The sequence below is a fragment of the Xanthomonas sp. NCPPB 1068 genome (assembly GCF_041479385.2).
In the GTDB taxonomy this organism is placed as follows: domain Bacteria; phylum Pseudomonadota; class Gammaproteobacteria; order Xanthomonadales; family Xanthomonadaceae; genus Xanthomonas; species Xanthomonas cannabis.
In genome coordinates this window covers 3,100,534-3,116,962 of record NZ_CM192986.1, presented here as the reverse complement: position 1 = coordinate 3,116,962, position 16,429 = coordinate 3,100,534, and the positions used below count along the sequence as shown (strand labels likewise).

The 16,429-nt window shown below is 66.8% G+C and carries 11 protein-coding genes; 4 read left to right on the top strand and 7 right to left on the bottom strand.

The window, feature by feature from the left end:
* Positions 1 to 3 precede the first annotated feature (3 nt).
* From ACCQ12_RS13215 to ACCQ12_RS13205, 3 genes are all read right to left on the bottom strand, one after another.
* Positions 4 to 2,304, bottom strand: coding sequence for a TonB-dependent receptor (locus tag ACCQ12_RS13215; protein ID WP_372381927.1), 2,301 nt, complete (start codon positions 2,302 to 2,304; stop codon positions 4 to 6).
* Positions 2,305 to 2,409: 105 nt separating this feature from the next.
* Entirely contained in the window at positions 2,410 to 3,372 is a 963-nt protein-coding gene (locus ACCQ12_RS13210; protein ID WP_184439013.1) for a metallophosphoesterase family protein, read from the bottom strand.
* Positions 3,373 to 3,860: 488 nt separating this feature from the next.
* Positions 3,861 to 4,766, bottom strand: coding sequence for a LysR family transcriptional regulator (locus tag ACCQ12_RS13205; protein WP_166748988.1), 906 nt, complete (start codon positions 4,764 to 4,766; stop codon positions 3,861 to 3,863).
* Positions 4,767 to 4,866: 100 nt separating this feature from the next.
* Between ACCQ12_RS13205 and ACCQ12_RS13200 the strand changes: the two genes are divergently transcribed.
* Together ACCQ12_RS13200 and ACCQ12_RS13195 are read left to right on the top strand one after the other, a co-directional pair.
* On the top strand, positions 4,867 to 6,075 hold the full coding sequence (locus ACCQ12_RS13200; protein WP_372381926.1) for an MFS transporter: 1,209 nt from the start codon (positions 4,867 to 4,869) through the stop codon (positions 6,073 to 6,075).
* 142 nt (positions 6,076 to 6,217) lie between these two features.
* Complete coding sequence (locus ACCQ12_RS13195) at positions 6,218 to 7,249, top strand: aldo/keto reductase (protein WP_372381925.1); 1,032 nt, start codon at positions 6,218 to 6,220, stop codon at positions 7,247 to 7,249.
* A 327-nt stretch (positions 7,250 to 7,576) separates the two neighbouring features.
* Here ACCQ12_RS13195 and ACCQ12_RS13190 read toward each other — a convergent pair whose 3' ends face one another.
* Both ACCQ12_RS13190 and ACCQ12_RS13185 read right to left on the bottom strand, forming a co-directional pair.
* Complete coding sequence (locus ACCQ12_RS13190; protein ID WP_372381924.1) at positions 7,577 to 9,958, bottom strand: TonB-dependent receptor; 2,382 nt, start codon at positions 9,956 to 9,958, stop codon at positions 7,577 to 7,579.
* Positions 9,959 to 10,350: 392 nt separating this feature from the next.
* Complete coding sequence (locus tag ACCQ12_RS13185) at positions 10,351 to 12,417, bottom strand: TonB-dependent receptor (RefSeq protein ID WP_372381923.1); 2,067 nt, start codon at positions 12,415 to 12,417, stop codon at positions 10,351 to 10,353.
* Between the two features lie 161 nt (positions 12,418 to 12,578).
* On the opposite strand from ACCQ12_RS13185, the gene ACCQ12_RS13180 reads away from it, so the two are divergent.
* Both ACCQ12_RS13180 and ACCQ12_RS13175 read left to right on the top strand, forming a co-directional pair.
* Entirely contained in the window at positions 12,579 to 12,995 is a 417-nt protein-coding gene (locus ACCQ12_RS13180) for a MerC domain-containing protein (protein ID WP_166745043.1), read from the top strand.
* Positions 12,996 to 13,278: 283 nt separating this feature from the next.
* Complete coding sequence (locus ACCQ12_RS13175) at positions 13,279 to 13,461, top strand: 30S ribosomal protein THX (RefSeq protein ID WP_008571876.1); 183 nt, start codon at positions 13,279 to 13,281, stop codon at positions 13,459 to 13,461.
* A gap of 259 nt (positions 13,462 to 13,720) precedes the next feature.
* On the opposite strand, the gene ACCQ12_RS13170 is transcribed toward ACCQ12_RS13175, so the two are convergent.
* Positions 13,721 to 15,058: a chloride channel protein gene (locus ACCQ12_RS13170; RefSeq protein WP_372381922.1), complete on the bottom strand. Its 1,338-nt coding sequence runs from the start codon at positions 15,056 to 15,058 to the stop codon at positions 13,721 to 13,723.
* A gap of 53 nt (positions 15,059 to 15,111) precedes the next feature.
* The gene (locus ACCQ12_RS13165) at positions 15,112 to 16,416 is read right to left on the bottom strand and encodes an alkaline phosphatase family protein (protein WP_372381921.1); all 1,305 of its coding nucleotides are present in this window, start codon (positions 16,414 to 16,416) and stop codon (positions 15,112 to 15,114) included.
* Positions 16,417 to 16,429 lie beyond the last annotated feature (13 nt).

Below are 16,429 nucleotides of genomic sequence, written 5' to 3'. Positions count from 1 at the left end.
GCTCTAAAAGTGCTTGCGCACGCTGACAAAGACCTGGCGCGGCGCACCCACCTGTAGCGTGGTGTAGGTGCCGTCCGGATCGGCGGTCACGAACCCGCTGGTGCCCAGGGAGGCGATGTAGCGCCTGTCCAGCAGATTGGTGACGTTGAGATCCACATCGGTGCCGTCCAGCCAGTGGACGCCGCCGGATGCCGCATGGAAGCGGTAGCCGGTACCGAAGTTCAGCACCGTCGCCCCGGCAATCGGCTGATCGTTAAAATAGCTGTAATAGCGCTTGCCGGTGTAGTGCGCCGACAGTTGCGCCCACGCGGCGCCATCGTCGTAGCCGAGCTGGAGATTGGCCAGCGTGCGTGCCGAGCCCACCACCTGCTTGTCGCGGATGGCCACCACGGCGCTGCCGGGCACGGCCACGTCATCGTCGTAGTGGGCGTCGTTATAGGAACTGCTGCCGTAGAGCGACCAGTGCGGCAAAAAATTCCAGCTTGCCGCCAGCTCCACTCCCTGCGAGGTGACGCCGCCGACGTTCTGCAGCACGTTCTGGTTGCCCACCACCGCCGCGCTGATCGACGAGGCCAGCAGGCGATTGCGGAACTGCACGTGGTAGGCGGTGATGGAGGTCTGCACGGAGGCACCGGTGTGGCGGAAGCCCAGTTCGGTGGTGGCGGTCTTTTCCGGTTTCAGCGTGTCGCGGATGTAGTCGAACCCGGCCTTGGTGGTCGAGAACGGGCCAGTGGAGGCGGAGGCGACAAAGGCGGACAGATTGCGCGTGTAGTCGACGAAGGCTTCGTTACGGCTGTCGAACCGGTACAACGCGCTGGCACTCGGCAGAAAATGGCCCGACGCCTCGATCTGGCCATCGATCGGCTGGCTGCTGGTGATGGTGCGGGCGGTGTTCTTGGCCTGCAGGGATTTCAGGCCCAGGTCCACCCGCAGGGCATCGTTGACCTCCCAGCTGTCGCCGACATGCAGCTGATAGACCTCGGTGTCGAAGATGTAGTGCCAGCGGGTGCGGAACGGGTTGTCGTAGAAGCGCTGGAAGTTGCGCGGGGTACTGCCGGCCTGCAGGCCATAAAGGCGGGCGATCTGATCGAAGCGATTGTTCTCGTACCACAGCCCGGCCTGCAGCGTGTGCCGGTCCAGCCGCAGTTCCAGCTGCGACAGGATGCCCTTGCGCTGGATGTCATAACCCACGGTGGACACCGATACCGGCGAGCCGCCGAACGCCGCCGGCGTAGGGTCGTACGGGCTGGCGAAGGTGCCGATGCCGTGGTTCTGATGCCAGTACAGCGTGGTCTGGCCGCTCAGTTGCGCGCTCAGGTCGTAGTCGAGTTTTTCGTAGGCGAACAGGTCCTTGCGCACGCCGCCGCCGTTGTAATAGACATCGTCGCCATTGCGGTAGGGTGCCGGCGCAGGCGTCCCATTCTGCAGCGCCTGCGCCATGCGCTCGGCCAGGGGGAAATCATTGGAGATGTTGTCCACCCGATCACCGAGGCGACGAATCAGATCCAGCGAGACATCCAGATAATCGTCTTCGCGGCGATCCACGCCATCGATGAAGGTGGTGGCGGTGAGGCTGTCCGACAGCGGCTGCACGTATTTGAAATTGAGCTGCTGCTGGCGCTGCGAACCGTGGCCTTTCCACTTGTCCGCGTCCTGGTGACTGGCCGACAGATAGAAGCGTCCGCCGCCGCGCAAGGTGCCGCTATTGAGGCGCGCGAAGCTGCGCAGGTTGCTGGCGCTGCCGACGGTCTGCGCCAGATCCACGCCGAAGCCGTCGGTGGGGTCGAGCGAGGTGAAATCGATGGTGCCGCCGATGTTGCTGGTCGAGGCGGTGCCCACCGCGGCACTGCCTTGCGAAAGTGTCACCGGCCCGTTGTTTTCCGCCTGCAAGGCACGCCCGATGCTCAGGCCGTTGTTGTTGCGGTATTGCATGTTGCCCAGTGGCACGCCGTCCAGGGTGTAGCCCATCTGGTCGGTGCTGAAGCCGCGGATGGTGATCTGCTGGGCCCACTCGTAGCCGCCCAACGGATCGGACGATTGAAAGTTGACGCCGGGAAGCTTGGACAGACTGGCCAGCGGCGAGGTGCCGGGCGGAGCCTTGGCCAGGTCTGCCGGCTTGATCGTCTGCACCTGCCGCGATTGCCCTGCGCCCAGCACGATGATGGCATCCAGTGTGGTCTTGGGCGCCTGGCCTGCGGTGCTGGTAGCGGCGTCGGGTGGTTCGACGGCGGCGGCACGCGGGGTGGGTAACAGCAGCAGCAAGGGAAGGCCGCAGGCAAGGCGGCAGGGGAATGGCATGGACATGGAGTGACTCGCTGAGGGGGATGAGCTGTCGAGCTGCAGCCATGTCCTGCGGCAAGCGGCCTGATCGGCTTTTTTTTTTTGAGGTACGTCAGTGCTGCGCGTGCATCACGCCTGCGCATCGCCGATGTCGACGTCGTGGCGATCGATGGGCTGAAAGTCGAGCCGTTGGTAGTGGCTGGTCACGCGGTCGCCATCGACATCCACGCGCATATAGCCTTCGGCAGTGCCAAGAAAGCGCCCCTGCCACCAGTTGCCGCTGACCGCGCCGCCGGTCACGAAGGTGATGCCGTTGAGCACCACGCTTTCGGCGACATGGCTGTGGCCTTGCAGCACTGCCAGCACGGTATGGCCACGGAGCAATGCCAGCACGTCCCGGGCGTTGCTCACGAAGGTCCAGTTATGCGGCGCGTGGGTCCAGGACAGTGGCTCGTAGCAACCGAGCGCGGTGACCAGCGGGATATGCGTGGTGATGATGATGCGGGTGCCCGGCGCCAGTGCGGCCAGGTCGTCGCGTAGCCAGCGCATCTGCGCCGCGTCCAGCCGGCCTTCGTAGCTGCGGTCGGGCGTCAGGCCGATCGAGTCGAGCACGATGAAGTGCACGCCCTTGTGGTCGAAGGCGTAGTACAGCGGACCAAAGCGCTCGGTGTAATAGGCCTTGCCGTAGCCCGGGCTGCCGGGCTCCACGCCGCTGCTGGGGAACACGCCAAAGCAGTCGTGGTTGCCGATGGTGTGATAGACCTGCTTGCCGATCTCCTTCTCCACCTCGAAGTACAGATCGCGCAGCATGTAGGCACGCTTGCGATCCACTTCCAGCGCATCGAAGACGTGGTCTCCCCCGTGGATGACGAAGTCCACCGGCTCGTTGGCGATACGGCGAAAGCAGCCCAGGCAGCCCGTGCGCGCATCGAGCTCCGGCTGGATATGCGTGTCTGTCATGAACACGAAGGAAAACCGGTCCTTCGATGACGCCGTGGTCATTGCACGCGTGGTTTGACCGGCCACCAGCACTGCGGAGGCAGCGGCCGCGCCGGTCAGCAGCCGTCGCCGGCTGATGGGCAAAGATGTCATGAACGCAGCGGGGTCTGGAACACGCTGCGCAGTTTGGGCAGCGTAGATGTCAGCCAGATGTGCTCGCCATGTCCCGGATGTGACCGCTTGCGTCGTCATGCGATTGCAGCGTGGACCATGCCTGCGATGTACGTGCCGATCGATACGCGCGCGCTCGTGGGCCGTCATCCCCGCAGCACGCCGTTACGGTCGCGGTGCCGCCGCGCGGGTGTGTTGACGACGCGGTGGCTGTCGCATGACGTTTTTGCCCGCATTGCAGGCTGCGGTCATGGGTTGCCAGTGACCGCGAGTTGTACGTCGACCGAGCGCGCACTTCGCAACATCATCGACAGGGCCCATGGCGCTCACTCGTTCGTCGCGCACGGCTGCTCAACCCATTGCAGCGCCGTTGCATTCAACAGCGCTGGTGTCACGCGCCTGATCACGCGGCGCAAACCAGGCGCAGGCGCTCACGCCCGCGCAAGGTGCTCACGCCCGCGCAAGGTGCGTCACTCCCACGGCGGCCGCGTGCCCAACCGCTCCAGCAGGAAGTCCACGAACGCGCGTACCCGTGGTGGCTGCAGCCGGCGCGCCGGCATCACTGCGCTGATCTGCGAGGCGGGCGGCGGGTAGTCGGGCATGACCGCGACCAGGCGACCGCTGCGCAGTTCGTCGGCGATATGCCAGTACGAATGCACGGCGATGCCTTGGCCGGCCACCACCGCATCGCGCACCAGTTCGCCCAGGTTGCTTTCGAAGCGGCTCTGCATGCGCACGCGCACCAGCCCGCCGTCGGGCGTCTGCAGTGTCCACACATCCTGGCGGCCGTCGCGGCCCATCAGCAGCACGCCGGCGTGCTGCGCAAGTTCGTCCGGCGTGCGCGGCGTGCCGTGGCGACGGAGATAGTCGGGCGAGGCGGCGAGGGTGCGGCGGTTGTCGGCGATGCGCCGGGCCACCAGCCCGGAGTCGTCCAGCGGCCCGATGCGGATTGCCAGGTCGAAGCCCTGCCTGACCAGGTCCACCACGTCGTCGCTCAGATGTGCGCTGATGCGCAGGCGCGGGTGGCGCGCCTGGAATTCGGTGAGCAGCGGCGACACGAACTGCCGTCCGAACGTGGCCGACAAGGTCATGCGCAGGACGCCGCCGACATCGTGTGCGCTCTCACGCAGATCGTCGGCCAGCGCCTCCAGATCGTCCACCAGCACCCGCCCGCGGTCGGCCAACTGCTGGCCTTCGGCCGTCGGATGCAGGCGCCGCGTGGTCCGGTGCAGCAGGCGCACGCCGAGCTCGCCTTCCAGCCGCTTCAGGCGCTGGCTGGCCACTGCCACCGACAGATCCAGGCTGTGCGCGGCGGCCGTGATCGACCCCAGGTCCAGCACGCGCAGGAACAAGGCGATGTCGCCGAGCCGGTCCATGCAATTCTCAACCATTTGTTGAAAGTGAATCAGGATAACAGGGCTGTTTGCACAGGACGGTGCGGCGCAGCCTGTTGGCAATCCTTGCTGGCCAACGCCCATGTCCGCTGTAGCGTCTTCCCGTTTCCCGCCAGCACTGCTGGCATTGACCATCGGTGCCTTCGGTATCGGCACCACCGAGTTCGTGATCATGGGCCTGCTGCAGCAGGTGGCCGGCGATCTGGGCGTGTCGCTCAGCGCCGCCGGCCTGCTGATCAGCGGCTATGCGCTGGGTGTGTTCGTCGGCGCGCCGCTGCTGACGCTGGCCAGCGCCCGCCTGCCGCGCAAGGCGGTGCTGGTCGGGCTGATGCTGATCTTCACCGTCGGCAACGTGGCCTGCGCGCTGGCGCCGGACTACACCACCCTGATGGTGGCGCGCATGCTGACCTCGCTCGCGCACGGCACCTTCTTCGGCGTGGGCGCGGTGGTGGCGACCTCGCTGGTGCCGCCGGAGCGGCGCGCGTCGGCCATTTCGCTGATGTTCGCCGGGCTCACCGTGGCCACCCTGCTCGGGGTGCCGGCCGGTGCCTGGCTGGGCCTGCAACTGGGCTGGCGGGCCACGTTCTGGGCGGTGGCGGTCATCGGCGTGCTCGCCACTGCGGCGGTGGCGCTGTGGGTGCCGGCGGCCGCAGGCGCGGCGGCGCCGGTGCCGTGGCGGCAGGAAGTGGCGGTGCTGGCACGCGGCCAGGTGCTGCTGGCGCTGGCAATGACGGTGGTGGGCTATGCCGGGGTCTTTGCGGTGTTCACCTACATCCAGCCGATGCTGGTGCAGGTCACCGGGTTCGCGCAGGCGGCGGTGTCGCCGGTCCTGCTGGTGTTCGGGGTGGGCATGATCGTGGGCAACCTGCTCGGTGGCCGGCTGGCCGACCGTCGCCCCACCGCTGCGTTGCTGGGCAGCCTGGGCGCCCTGGTGCTGGTGCTCGGGGCAATGGGATTGGTCCTGCACAGCAAGACCGCGATGGTGGTGTTTGTCGGTCTGCTGGGCGTGGCCGCGTTCGCCACGGTGGCGCCGTTGCAGCTGCGCGTGCTCGAACACGCGCGCGGCGCCGGCCAGAACCTGGCTTCCAGCCTGAACATCGCAGCGTTCAACCTCGGCAATGCGTTGGGTGCGTGGCTGGGCGGGATGGTGATCGCCACGCGGGCCGGGCTGGTGGCCACCCCGTGGGTCGCCGCGCTGCTGACGGCCTTAGGCCTGGCCATCGCGCTGTGGAGCGTGCACCTGCAACGTCGGCGCACTCTCGGGTCGGCCGGTTGTCTGCAGGCACGCTGACGCTGCGCGGCGGTCACGCTCCGCGTGCCGAAGGCCTGGTGCTGCGGGCAGGTGGTGGCGGGGTGCGCTGTCTTGCCAGTGACTTGGCGATGTGCCGGCGCTGACCGGCATCGCGTCTTCTTCCAACTCATGGAGTTCTGCAATGGAGACACGTTTTCTCGGTCGCTCCGGCTTCAAGGTTCCGGTGCTCGGCCTGGGCGCCGGCACATTCGGCGGCAAGGGGCCGCTGTTTTCGGCGTGGGGCGACACCGATGTGGCGCAGGCGCGGCGCATGATCGACGTGTGCCTGGACGCAGGGCTCAACCTGTTCGATACCGCCGATGTGTATTCCGATGGGGCTTCGGAAGACATTCTCGGCCAGGCGCTGCAGGGCCGCCGCGATCAGGTGATCGTTTCGACCAAGACCGGCCTGCGTCTGGGCGAAGGCCCCAACGATGCCGGCGCTTCACGCTTCCGGTTGTTGCGTGCGGTGGAGGCGTCATTGCGGCGTTTGCGCACCGACTACATCGATCTGCTGCAGCTGCATGCCTTCGATGCGTTGACGCCGATGGAAGAAACCCTGTCCACGCTCGACGGTCTGGTGCGCGCGGGCAAGGTGCGCTATCTGGGTGCGTCCAATTACGCCGGTTGGCAGCTGATGAAATCGCAGGCCGTGGCCGACGCGCACGGCTGGAGCCGCTTCGTTGCCAATCAAACTTATTACTCGCTGGCCGGGCGCGATTACGAGTGGGAACTGATGCCGCTGGGCATCGACCAGGGCATCGGCGCGGTGGTGTGGAGCCCGCTCGGCTGGGGGCGGCTCACCGGCAAGCTGCGGCGCGGCCAGCCGTTGCCGGCGCATAGCCGGCTGCACGCCACCGCCGCAGCCGGGCCTGCCATTGACGATGCGCGCCTGTTCGACATCGTCGATGCGCTGGACGCCATCGCCGCCGAGACCGGCCGCAGCGTGCCGCAGATCGCCATCAACTGGCTGCTGCAGCGGCCCACCGTGAGCACGGTGCTGATCGGCGCGCGCGACGAAACGCAACTGCGCGACAACCTCGGCGCAGTGGGCTGGTCGTTGACCGAGGAGCAACGCGCCCGCCTGGATGCGGCCAGCGCAGTAGAGCCGCCGTATCCGTATTACCCCTACTGGCGCGGACACTTCGCCGAACGCAGCCCGTTGCCGGTGTGACGCGGGCTGCGCCATTGCGCCACGCTGCACGCCGGCGGCAGCAGCGTGGCGCGCTGCATCGCTGTCGTCTCACAACGACCGGGCCGCGCGTGGAATCACCTCCGGCCTGATCGCTCCACACCCTCAGCGCCCTGCAACTGCCTGCAGTTGTCCAATGCAGTTGCCACCGAGTCGTAGCCGGCCCGCGAGCAGGCCGCGCCAGCGCTGAAGCAGCAGTGCAAGCGCCCGGCGTACCGACCTTGCAGATGGTCTCGATGCCCAGGCACGTCCCGCGTGATGGCCGGGTGCCAGCACGCGGGACGGCCGCGGTGGATCACCTGCGGCCGATCACCAGCGGTAGGCCACCGACATCTGGTATTGCCGTCCGGCGATCGGTCGGCCCATGAACACCCCGCCGGTGGCAGCGCCGGGCACGCGCACATTGCCTTCGGTGAGCCCCAGCGTGTCGGTGACGTTGCTGCCGCTGGCGGTCACTTCCCAGTGATCGCCCACATGCAGGTTGGCGCCGATATCGACCATGTCGTAAGACGGCAGGCGTTGGCTGTTGGCCAGATCCGCGAAGCGCTCGCCGATGTAGGAATAGGTGGCAAACAGCTTGAGGTCGCCGAACGGCAGCATCCAGTAATAGCTCGGCGTGAGCCGGAACTGCCGCTTGGGCTGGCGCATCACCTGGTTGCCGGTGAACTCGCGATAGTTGCGGTAGTTCGCATCCAGCCACACCCCGGTGCCGGCCAGCTCGAAGCCGCCGAACGGGCGGATGGCGCCTTCCACTTCCAGGCCGCGCGCGCGCGAATCGCCGACGGCGGTGAAGTTCTGGCCATTGGACAGGAATGCCTGGAACGGCGAATTCTTGAACGTGTTGTAGAACGCGGTGAGATACAGGTCGTAGCTGCTGGCGCCGGACTTCAACCCCAACTCGTATTGATCCACTTCCTGCACGCGGTTCTGTCCATCGCGCAGATTGTCGAAGCCGGGGAACTTCACCCCCGAGTTGACCCGCGCAAACAGGCTGTTGTTCTGGTCGAGCGTGAAGTTCAGGCCGGCCGTCCACGAAAACGCTTCATCGTCCTGATCGATGCGCCGCGTGGTGGCCAGCGCCAGCGAGGTGGCGTTGTCGTAAAGCGTGGCGGGGTTGCCGTCCAGGTCGACGGTTGCGGTGTCGTGCACGTCACCGGTGACGCTCTGGCGCTCGTAGCGTGCCCCCAGGTCCAGGCGCAGGCGCTCGTTGAGTTCCCACTCGTCGGCGACGAAGGCGGCGATATTTTCACCATCGTACTTCGCGCGCAAATTGAAGAAGGCCGTGCTGGTAAATCCCCGGCGGGTGGCCTGGCGCCCGTCGTCCAGCGCCACGTCGATGCGGCGCGCATTGTTCTGGGCCGTGAGCAGCATGGTGTTGCCCAGGTACCAGGTGTCGGCCGAGGAATACTTGGCGTAATACGCGCCCACGGTGAGCGTATTGCCGGCAAACAACTCGCGGCTCAGGCGCAGGTCGTTGGTGAAGGAGTTCAGACGCTTGTCCACCGACCACCAGCCGGCTCCGAGCACCTGTTGATCTGCATCCACTGCACCGCCGCCATTGGTGTAGCTGGCGCTGCCGCCGCTGCCGTAGCTTGCAATGAAATCGCTCAAGCGCTGCGGTGCGTCGCCGGTGAACAGCGCATAGGTCGGCGCGCTGCCACTCATCACATTGAAGCGGTCGGCAACGGTCCAGCCGCCGCTTTCCCAGTTCCATTCGCCGCCGAATACATCGATGTTGACGCCGCGCCCGTCGGCCAGGTCGCGCCGCAACGTCTGGCCATCGGACCCGACCAGCAGATCGACGTTGCGGAAGTCGCGACCGAGCAGGGTACCGGTCTGCGCGTTCAAACCGGGAAAGCTGGACAGATCGTTGCCGTTGTTGCGCGAGAGCAACGGAATGGCGGTGTAGAACGCGTTGTTGTCGTCGGTATGCCGCGCATAGAACGACAGCTCGCCGCTGTCCCAGCGCTTGCTCAGGGTGGCACTGAACTGCCCGCCCTTGTCGGCAGCGAACTGCGGGTCGCGCACGCCGTCGGTTTCGCGGAAAAAGCCGCCCACGCTGTAGTACCAGCCATTGCCCATCGGCCCGCTGTTGAACACATCGATGCGGCGCAAGGCGTTGTTGCCGCCGGTCAGGCGCACGCTGCCTTCGGGTTCGTCCTGGCCTTTTTTCTGGATGAAATTGACGGTGAGGCCAGGCTGACCGTTGGAAAAGATCGGGCTGGAGCCACCACGCAGCACTTCCATGCGCTCGACAGTGTCATCGACGCGGAACAGCGTGGAATTTTCCAGGAACGACAAGGTCGGCGGCGGGAACAACGGCGAGCCATCCAGTTGCATGGTCACGAACGGCGCATCGCCTTCGGACGGCATGCCGCGCACGAAGATGTTGGCGCCGGTGCCGCCACCGCTGGGTTCGGCCCACACGCCGGGCACGATCTTGAGCAGGTCGGCGGTGCTTTGCGGCACCGCCTGCTGGATCTGCTCCGGGCTGGCGGTGGTGATCGAAAAACTGGCATCGCGTTTGGCCAGGCCCTTGAAGCGCGCGGTGCCGCTGACGATCACCGCATCCAGTGTGGTGGCATCCTGAGGACCCGTGGCGGGCGTGGCGGTCTGCGTGTGGCCATCCGGTGCCAGCAGCACGGCGGCGATGGCGAGCGAGAGGGTGTAGCGGGGTGAGGAAAAACGCATGCGCATGGTTCCTTGGTCTCGGTGCAAGAACGCTGCCGTGCCACGCAGTGGCGCGCATGCAACGGCAGGCAGTGCATGCGCGCGCCCGCGCTGTCGCGTCGCTTGGCGCCCCCTGTCAGCGCAATGCAATGAAGTTTTAACCCCAGATGCGCCGCAGCCTGTTGTGCGACGCAGCAGCTACGGTCTCGGTGTGTCGCTGTCCGCACGGCAGGGTGTGCCTGCGCTGTGGCGACGATCACATCCTGCGACCCACTCCTCGCATGCGGTGACGGACGCAACTGCCTGCGTCGGTGCAGTGCCAATGCGCCGCGCGCCGTTGCGTCGATACCGCGCATAAAAAAGGCCGCCCGAAGGCGGCCTCGCTTCCAGTCAGCGGGGGAGAGAGACCGCTGTCAGAAGAACATCCGCACGCCGAATGAGGCGCTGCGGCCGGGAAGCAGCACGTCGTCCTTGAGGAAGGAGGTATGCACACGCGCGTCCTGGTTGGTCAGGTTGTTGCCGTCCAGGAACACTTCCCACGCGTTGCTGCCGCGGTCTACGTGGTACGCCAGATGCGCGTCGACGAAGGTGTAGCCGTCGGTCGGGGTTTCGTTCACCGCCACCTTGTCCTGCTTCAGCGTGCGGGTGGCACCGAGCGAGGCGCGCCACTGGTCTGCATTCCAGCGCATCTGCGCACCGAAACGGCCAGGCGCGATACGCGGCAGGTTACCGCCGTCCTTCAGGCGCGCACGCACGGTGTCACCGAATACGCGCAGGTCCCACGCACCGGTGTCGTTGTTGGCCAGGTGGAACGTGGCTTCGCCTTCGAAACCGTGGAAGATCGCGTCGGCCTGGGTCCACTGGCGGATCGGCAGGAAGTCGTTGTCTTCTTCGTTGAACCACTGGCCGCCGGTATCGACGATGTAGACGAAGTCGTTGTAGCGGTTGTAGTACGCCGCCACCTTGGCATCCACCCAGTCGTTCTGGAAGTTCAGGCCCAGCTCGGCCTGGTTGGCCTTTTCGGTCTTCAGATCGGCATCGCCGATCTCGAAGGCGAGCGTGGCGATGTGCGGGCCGTTGGCGAACAGCTCTTCCTCGGCCGGTGCGCGCTCGGCATGGTCGAGGTTGGCGGTCAGGCGCCACTGTTCGTTGAAGCGGAAGCCACCGCTGGCCGAGAAGCTGGTCGGGGTGAAATCGCGGTCCACGCCGATGTCGGTCTGGTACTTGACCTTGTCCACGCGCGCGCCGACTTCGGCGGTGACGCGCTCCCAGCTGTTGCGTGCCACGGCAAAGGCGCCGAGCGAGCGCGTATCGGTCTTGGGCACGAAGGATTCTTCGCCCACTGCCTGGAAGGTGGTGTCGCTGCCCTGCAGGCCGAACGCAGTCTGCCAGCCGCCGCCGAACGTAAACGACGCTTCCACGCGCCCCTCGTTGGCGCGCTTGGTGAACACCGTGCCCACTTCATCGCCTTCGAACTCGGTATGCGCGTAATCGGTATGACCGAAGCTGTAGCGCAGCGCGCTGCCTTCGCCCCACGGGTCGGTCAGCCCGCCCTTGAGGTCGTAGCGGTCCTGCTGCAGCTTCAACGAGACGCCGCGCTCGCCGATGGACGGGTCGCCCGGCTCGCCGGGGTTGCCGTAGTTGTCGCGGAACCGCGATGCCGACAGGCCCACGAACCCCCAGTCTCCGGACAGCGATGCACCGATCGAGCCCACCTTGGAATCGATCCAGCTGTTGCGCTGGCGACCCTGCGGGGTGTCGTAGTCGTTCTGGTTGCGGTACACGCCATCGGCGTGAACCGACAGACCGCTGCCATTGCCGGCGTCGACGCGGAACATGTCGGTGTTGCCGTCCTTGTCGCCGCCGTCGAAGCGCACTTCGGCGCGCCCGCTGAAACCGTCCACCGGGGTCTCGGCGATGCGGCCGTCGACCACGTTGACCACACCGCCAATGGCGCCGGAGCCGTACAGTAGCGTCGACGGCCCCTTGAGCACCTCGATCTGGTTGGCCAGGAACGGCTCGATCGCCGGCGAGTGGTCCTGGCTGACGGTGGACACGTCCTGGGTGGACAGGCCATCGCGCAGCACCGCCACGCGCGGGCCGTCCAGGCCGCGGATGATCGGCCGGCCCACGCCGGGGCCGAAGTTGGAACTCTGCACGCCCGGCAGGCTGGCCACGGTCTCGCCCAGGCTGGAGCTGCGCACTTCGTCCAGGCGTTCGCCGGCCAGCACCTCGACCGGGCGGCTCAGCTCACCGGCGGCATCGCGCAGCGGGCTGGCGGTGACGACGACCTTGTTCAGATCCTTGATATGGCGGCCGCTGGAGGGCGTGGCGTCGTGCCGGGTGTCCGAGGACGGTGGCGTCTGCGGGTCGCCAGCGGCCGACGCGTCGTCTGCCATGGCCAGGACGGGGGACAGCAGGCCGGCCAATGCCAGCGAGAGGGCGGAGCGGCGCAGCGAGGGAACGAGGGAGGGGGACATATCGACCGGACTCTCAGAATTGTTACTGTATATCAATAGGATGGCGCAGCTTGCCTGCTGCGCCGACGGGCAAGACCCGCCCTGCGCGATGCGGTGGTACGGGGCTGGAACAAGGAAGATGTTATATTATTCCACGTCGCCGCGAGTACCTGCTGGAAGTCATGCCTCTACCCACGCTTCGCCATCTGCTCGACCGCTTCGGTGCGACCGGGTCGCTGCTGTGCGCCGTGCACTGCGCGGTGCTGCCGCTGGTCCTGGCCCTGGCGCCTTCGCTGGGCCTTTCTTTCTGGCTGGGGGACGGGGTGGAACTGGCCATCGTGGTGTTCGTGACCTTGCTGGGATTGTTCAGCCTGGTCCTGGGCTATCGCCGGCACAGGGCGCTGCATGCGCTGGCATTGCTGCTGCCGGGCCTGGCGTTGCTGTGGCTGGGCCTGCTGTACGACCCGCTGCATCACTCGGTGGTGCCGCATGCGGTGGTGATGACCTTGGGCGGCACCCTGGTGGGCATCGCCCATCTGGTCAATCTGCGTCTCAACCACGGGCACGGGCATGTCCACGATGCCAGCTGCGCGCACTGAGATCGGCTGAGTCGTTCGGCAGTCGGCAGGGCGCGCCGGCGACGCCTTGAGCTGCTGCAGGCACCTGATCGCAACGATGGATATCCGGTACCGACCGGGCACCGGCGCGCTGCACGGGCAGGCCGCTTGCCCGGCGCCAGCGTTGGGCAGCTCTACCGCCGGGCTGCGCGCCTTGCGGCCGACGTGATAGGCTTGCCGGCCTTGCGCGAGGGCGCCGCCGGTGCAAACCTCGCCAGACCCGTGCCAGCACGGGAATTTGTATTCACATTCAGGAGTCGACGAAATGGGTAAGGGTGACCGTAAGACCGCCAAGGGCAAGCGCTACAACGCCAGCTACGGCAATTCGCGTTCGCACGCGGTGAGCAAGGTTGTCGTGGGTGCAGCTGCCCCGGTTGCCAAGAAGGGCGTGGTCAAGGCGCCGGCCAAGAAGGCTGTTGCCAAGAAGACCGTTGCCAAGGCCGGTTGATTCCAGCCACTTCGCGACATCGAAACGCGGCGCTTGCGCCGCGTTTTTTTATGCCCGACGTCAGCGCACCGTGCTGTTCGTCTGCCTGTTGGCGTGCATGGACCGACGCTGGACCACGTGGACCATGCGGTGCATCACCGCCGTCGGTAGCCGCTGCAAATCAAGGCAAGACACTCAAGAGTGGCTTGCGCCATGGCATTCACCGGCGCAGTCCGTGATGGATCGGAGACAGCCTGCGCGCCTCGATTGTGCAACGTCTCTAGTGTGCTGTGTCCGCCGCCGGTGCGGTGTTCTTCGCCGCTGGGGTCAGCAACTGCTCGGCCAGCCCACGATAAATCGGCGTTTTGCACACCAGCCCCGACACCGCGCGCGCAATCAACACGGTGGCCAGGATCGGCAGCAGCATCTGCCCGGTATCGGTGAGCTCCAGCGAAATCACCGCCGAGGTCAGCGGTGCCTGGGTCACGCCGGTGAGATAGGCGCACATGCCCAGCAGCACGAAAGTGCGCGGGTCCACGCCCGGCATCAGCACCGACAGGTTGTGGCCGATGCCGGCACCGACCGCCAGCGCCGGCGAAAACAGGCCACCCGGAATCCCCGCCAGATACGACACCAGATTGGCGATGAGCTTCATCAGCCCGAATTCGTGCCCCACCACTGCCTGCCCCTGCACCAGGCTGCGCGCCTGCTCGTAGCCGGTGCCGAAGGCGCCTTGCCCGAACACCAGCGCCAACCCGACCAACGCTAGGCCGCACAACGCCGCCAACAGCACCGGGTGGCGCCGGCGCAGGCTGCCCAGCCAGCGCGGCTTGCCACTGACGCTGGCCAGCACCAGACGCGCAAAGATCCCGCCCAGCAGCCCGGCCACGCTGCCGCACAGGGCGATCGCCAGCCAGGCCTGGCCCAGCGGCAAGGCCACCGCCACCTTGCCGAAATAGGTGTAGTTGCCCAGCAGGCCCAGCGACACCACGCCGCCCACGATCACCGCGGTGAGCAGGGTGCCGGAAAAGCGGTGCTCGAAGCGCCCGCTCAATTCCTCGATCGCAAACACCACCCCCGCCAGTGGCGTGTTGAACGCCGCGGCAATGCCGGCAGCGCCGCCGGCCAGCAAAAAGTGCGACAGCTCGCGTGGATCATGAAAGCCGAACCAGCGCCCGAACACATGCATCAGGCTGGCGCCCACATGCACGGTGGGGCCTTCGCGCCCGACCGAGGCGCCACCCAGCAACGACAAGGTGGTCAAGGCAAGCTTGCCGACCGACACGCGCAGCGACAGGTTGGTCTCGCGAAACGCCGGGTCCGGATGCTCCAGCGCGGCGATGACCTGTGGAATGCCGCTGCCACGGGTGGGGAGCAGGGCGCCGGCGGTGAGCCAGGCAAGCAGGGCGAAGATGCCCGGCGTCAGCAGCAGTGCCCACCAGAGCGAGTGTGCGGTGATGCGCTGGAACAGGTGGAAGGCCGCATCGCTGGCCTTGGCGAACACGATCGCCACCAGGGCCACCGCGATCGCACCACCCCACAGTGCCGCACGGCGACGCCAGCCTGCGCTGGACAACAGCGGCCGCAGACGACGCGGCGACGGATGGGGAACGGACATCGCAACATTGTCGCACCCGCCGGCCGTCGCCGGTGGACAGTGTGCTCAGTGCTTCAGTGTGCAGCGTCCGGCGGCACGCGCAGTGCCGGCAGCAAGGTGGCCGGGTTGCCGTCGTTGGGCGCAGCTGCAATGCCCAGCAGGCGCGTCATCAAGGCATACACATCGACGTTGTCGAAGCCGGGCAAGGTCTTGCCCCGCGCCAGGTCCGGGCCTTGCGCCACGAATACCGCACGCATCGATGGCAGCGCCGGGTCGAAGCCGTGCGAGCCGCGCATGCCCTGCTGCGGGCGCCTGGCCAGTTTGTCCGGGAACAACGCGTCCCAGCCCTCATGCATCTGGCACACGATCGGTGGAATGCGCGGGTTGCTGCCGTAATGCCAGTGCGCCGGCAGTTCTGCCTTGCGCCAGCAGTCGTACTGCGCATGCGTGCCGAGCAGGGCGGCTTCGGCGGCGGCCTGTTGCCCGGGCATTGGCGCAAACCCGATCACCTGCCCGTCGGTGAGCGCGGTGGCCACCGTCGCCGGCGCGATGTCTTCCACGCTGATCGCATGGCCCGGCGCCACCTCGGCCATGCCGTGGTCGGACACCACGATGATGTTGGTGCGTGCGCGGGTGCCGTCGCGCTGCATCCCGGCCAGCAGCCGGCCGATGGCGGCATCCACCGCGCGCACGCTGTCGGCGTATTCGCGCGACTCCGGGCCGTGGTCATGGCCGGCTTCGTCCACGTGTTCGAAGTACAGCGTGACCAGTCGCTTGCGTGCGGCGCCGGAGTCGCCCAGCCAGCCGAGCACGGTGTCAACGCGTGCTTCCAGGCCGATGCCTTCTTCGTAATGGCGCCACTGGGTGGGCCGCACGCCCTGGATCGCCGCTTCGCTGCCCGGCCACGACCATGTCGCCGCATGCAGGCCGGCGTTTTCTGCGCCCACCCACAACGGCTGGCCACCCCACCAGCGCGCATCGCCCACCGCCTCGGGCTTGCTCAGCCAGAAACTGCCCAGCGCCGGGTCGCGCATGCTGTTGTGCACGATGCCGTGGTGGTCCGGGCGCAGCCCGGTGACCAGCGTGTAATGGTTGGGAAAGGTCAGCGACGGATACGACGGCGTCATCCAGCGCGCACGCACGCCCTCGCGCGCCAGCTGCGACAGGTGCGGGGTGATGCCGCGATCGAGCATGTCCGCACGCAGCCCGTCGATGGAGATCAGCAGCAAGGTGTGCGCGCTGGCATCGGCTGCCGCGTTCTGTGCGGGCGACGCTGCAGCGGGCGAGGGTGGGGCAGCGCCGCGGACGGAAGGCTGGGGAGTACAGGCCGCGAGCAGCACGCTGGCCATTGCGGCGAACACAAGACGTCGGTCGATCATGCACGCGAGTGTA

Bases quoted from the DNA above. Each gene is read 5' to 3' on its own strand.
- ACCQ12_RS13175 (WP_008571876.1), top strand. From the start codon at position 13,279: ATGGGTAAGGGTGACCGTAAGACCGCCAAGGGCAAGCGCTACAACGCC.
- ACCQ12_RS13180 (WP_166745043.1), top strand. From the start codon at position 12,579: ATGCCTCTACCCACGCTTCGCCATCTGCTCGACCGCTTCGGTGCGACC.
- ACCQ12_RS13210 (WP_184439013.1), bottom strand. From the start codon at position 3,372: ATGACATCTTTGCCCATCAGCCGGCGACGGCTGCTGACCGGCGCGGCC.
- ACCQ12_RS13200 (WP_372381926.1), top strand. From the start codon at position 4,867: ATGTCCGCTGTAGCGTCTTCCCGTTTCCCGCCAGCACTGCTGGCATTG.
- ACCQ12_RS13185 (WP_372381923.1), bottom strand. From the start codon at position 12,417: ATGTCCCCCTCCCTCGTTCCCTCGCTGCGCCGCTCCGCCCTCTCGCTG.
- ACCQ12_RS13190 (WP_372381924.1), bottom strand. From the start codon at position 9,958: ATGCGTTTTTCCTCACCCCGCTACACCCTCTCGCTCGCCATCGCCGCC.
- ACCQ12_RS13170 (WP_372381922.1), bottom strand. From the start codon at position 15,058: ATGTCCGTTCCCCATCCGTCGCCGCGTCGTCTGCGGCCGCTGTTGTCC.
- ACCQ12_RS13205 (WP_166748988.1), bottom strand. From the start codon at position 4,766: ATGGACCGGCTCGGCGACATCGCCTTGTTCCTGCGCGTGCTGGACCTG.
- ACCQ12_RS13165 (WP_372381921.1), bottom strand. From the start codon at position 16,416: ATGATCGACCGACGTCTTGTGTTCGCCGCAATGGCCAGCGTGCTGCTC.
- ACCQ12_RS13195 (WP_372381925.1), top strand. From the start codon at position 6,218: ATGGAGACACGTTTTCTCGGTCGCTCCGGCTTCAAGGTTCCGGTGCTC.
- ACCQ12_RS13215 (WP_372381927.1), bottom strand. From the start codon at position 2,304: ATGTCCATGCCATTCCCCTGCCGCCTTGCCTGCGGCCTTCCCTTGCTG.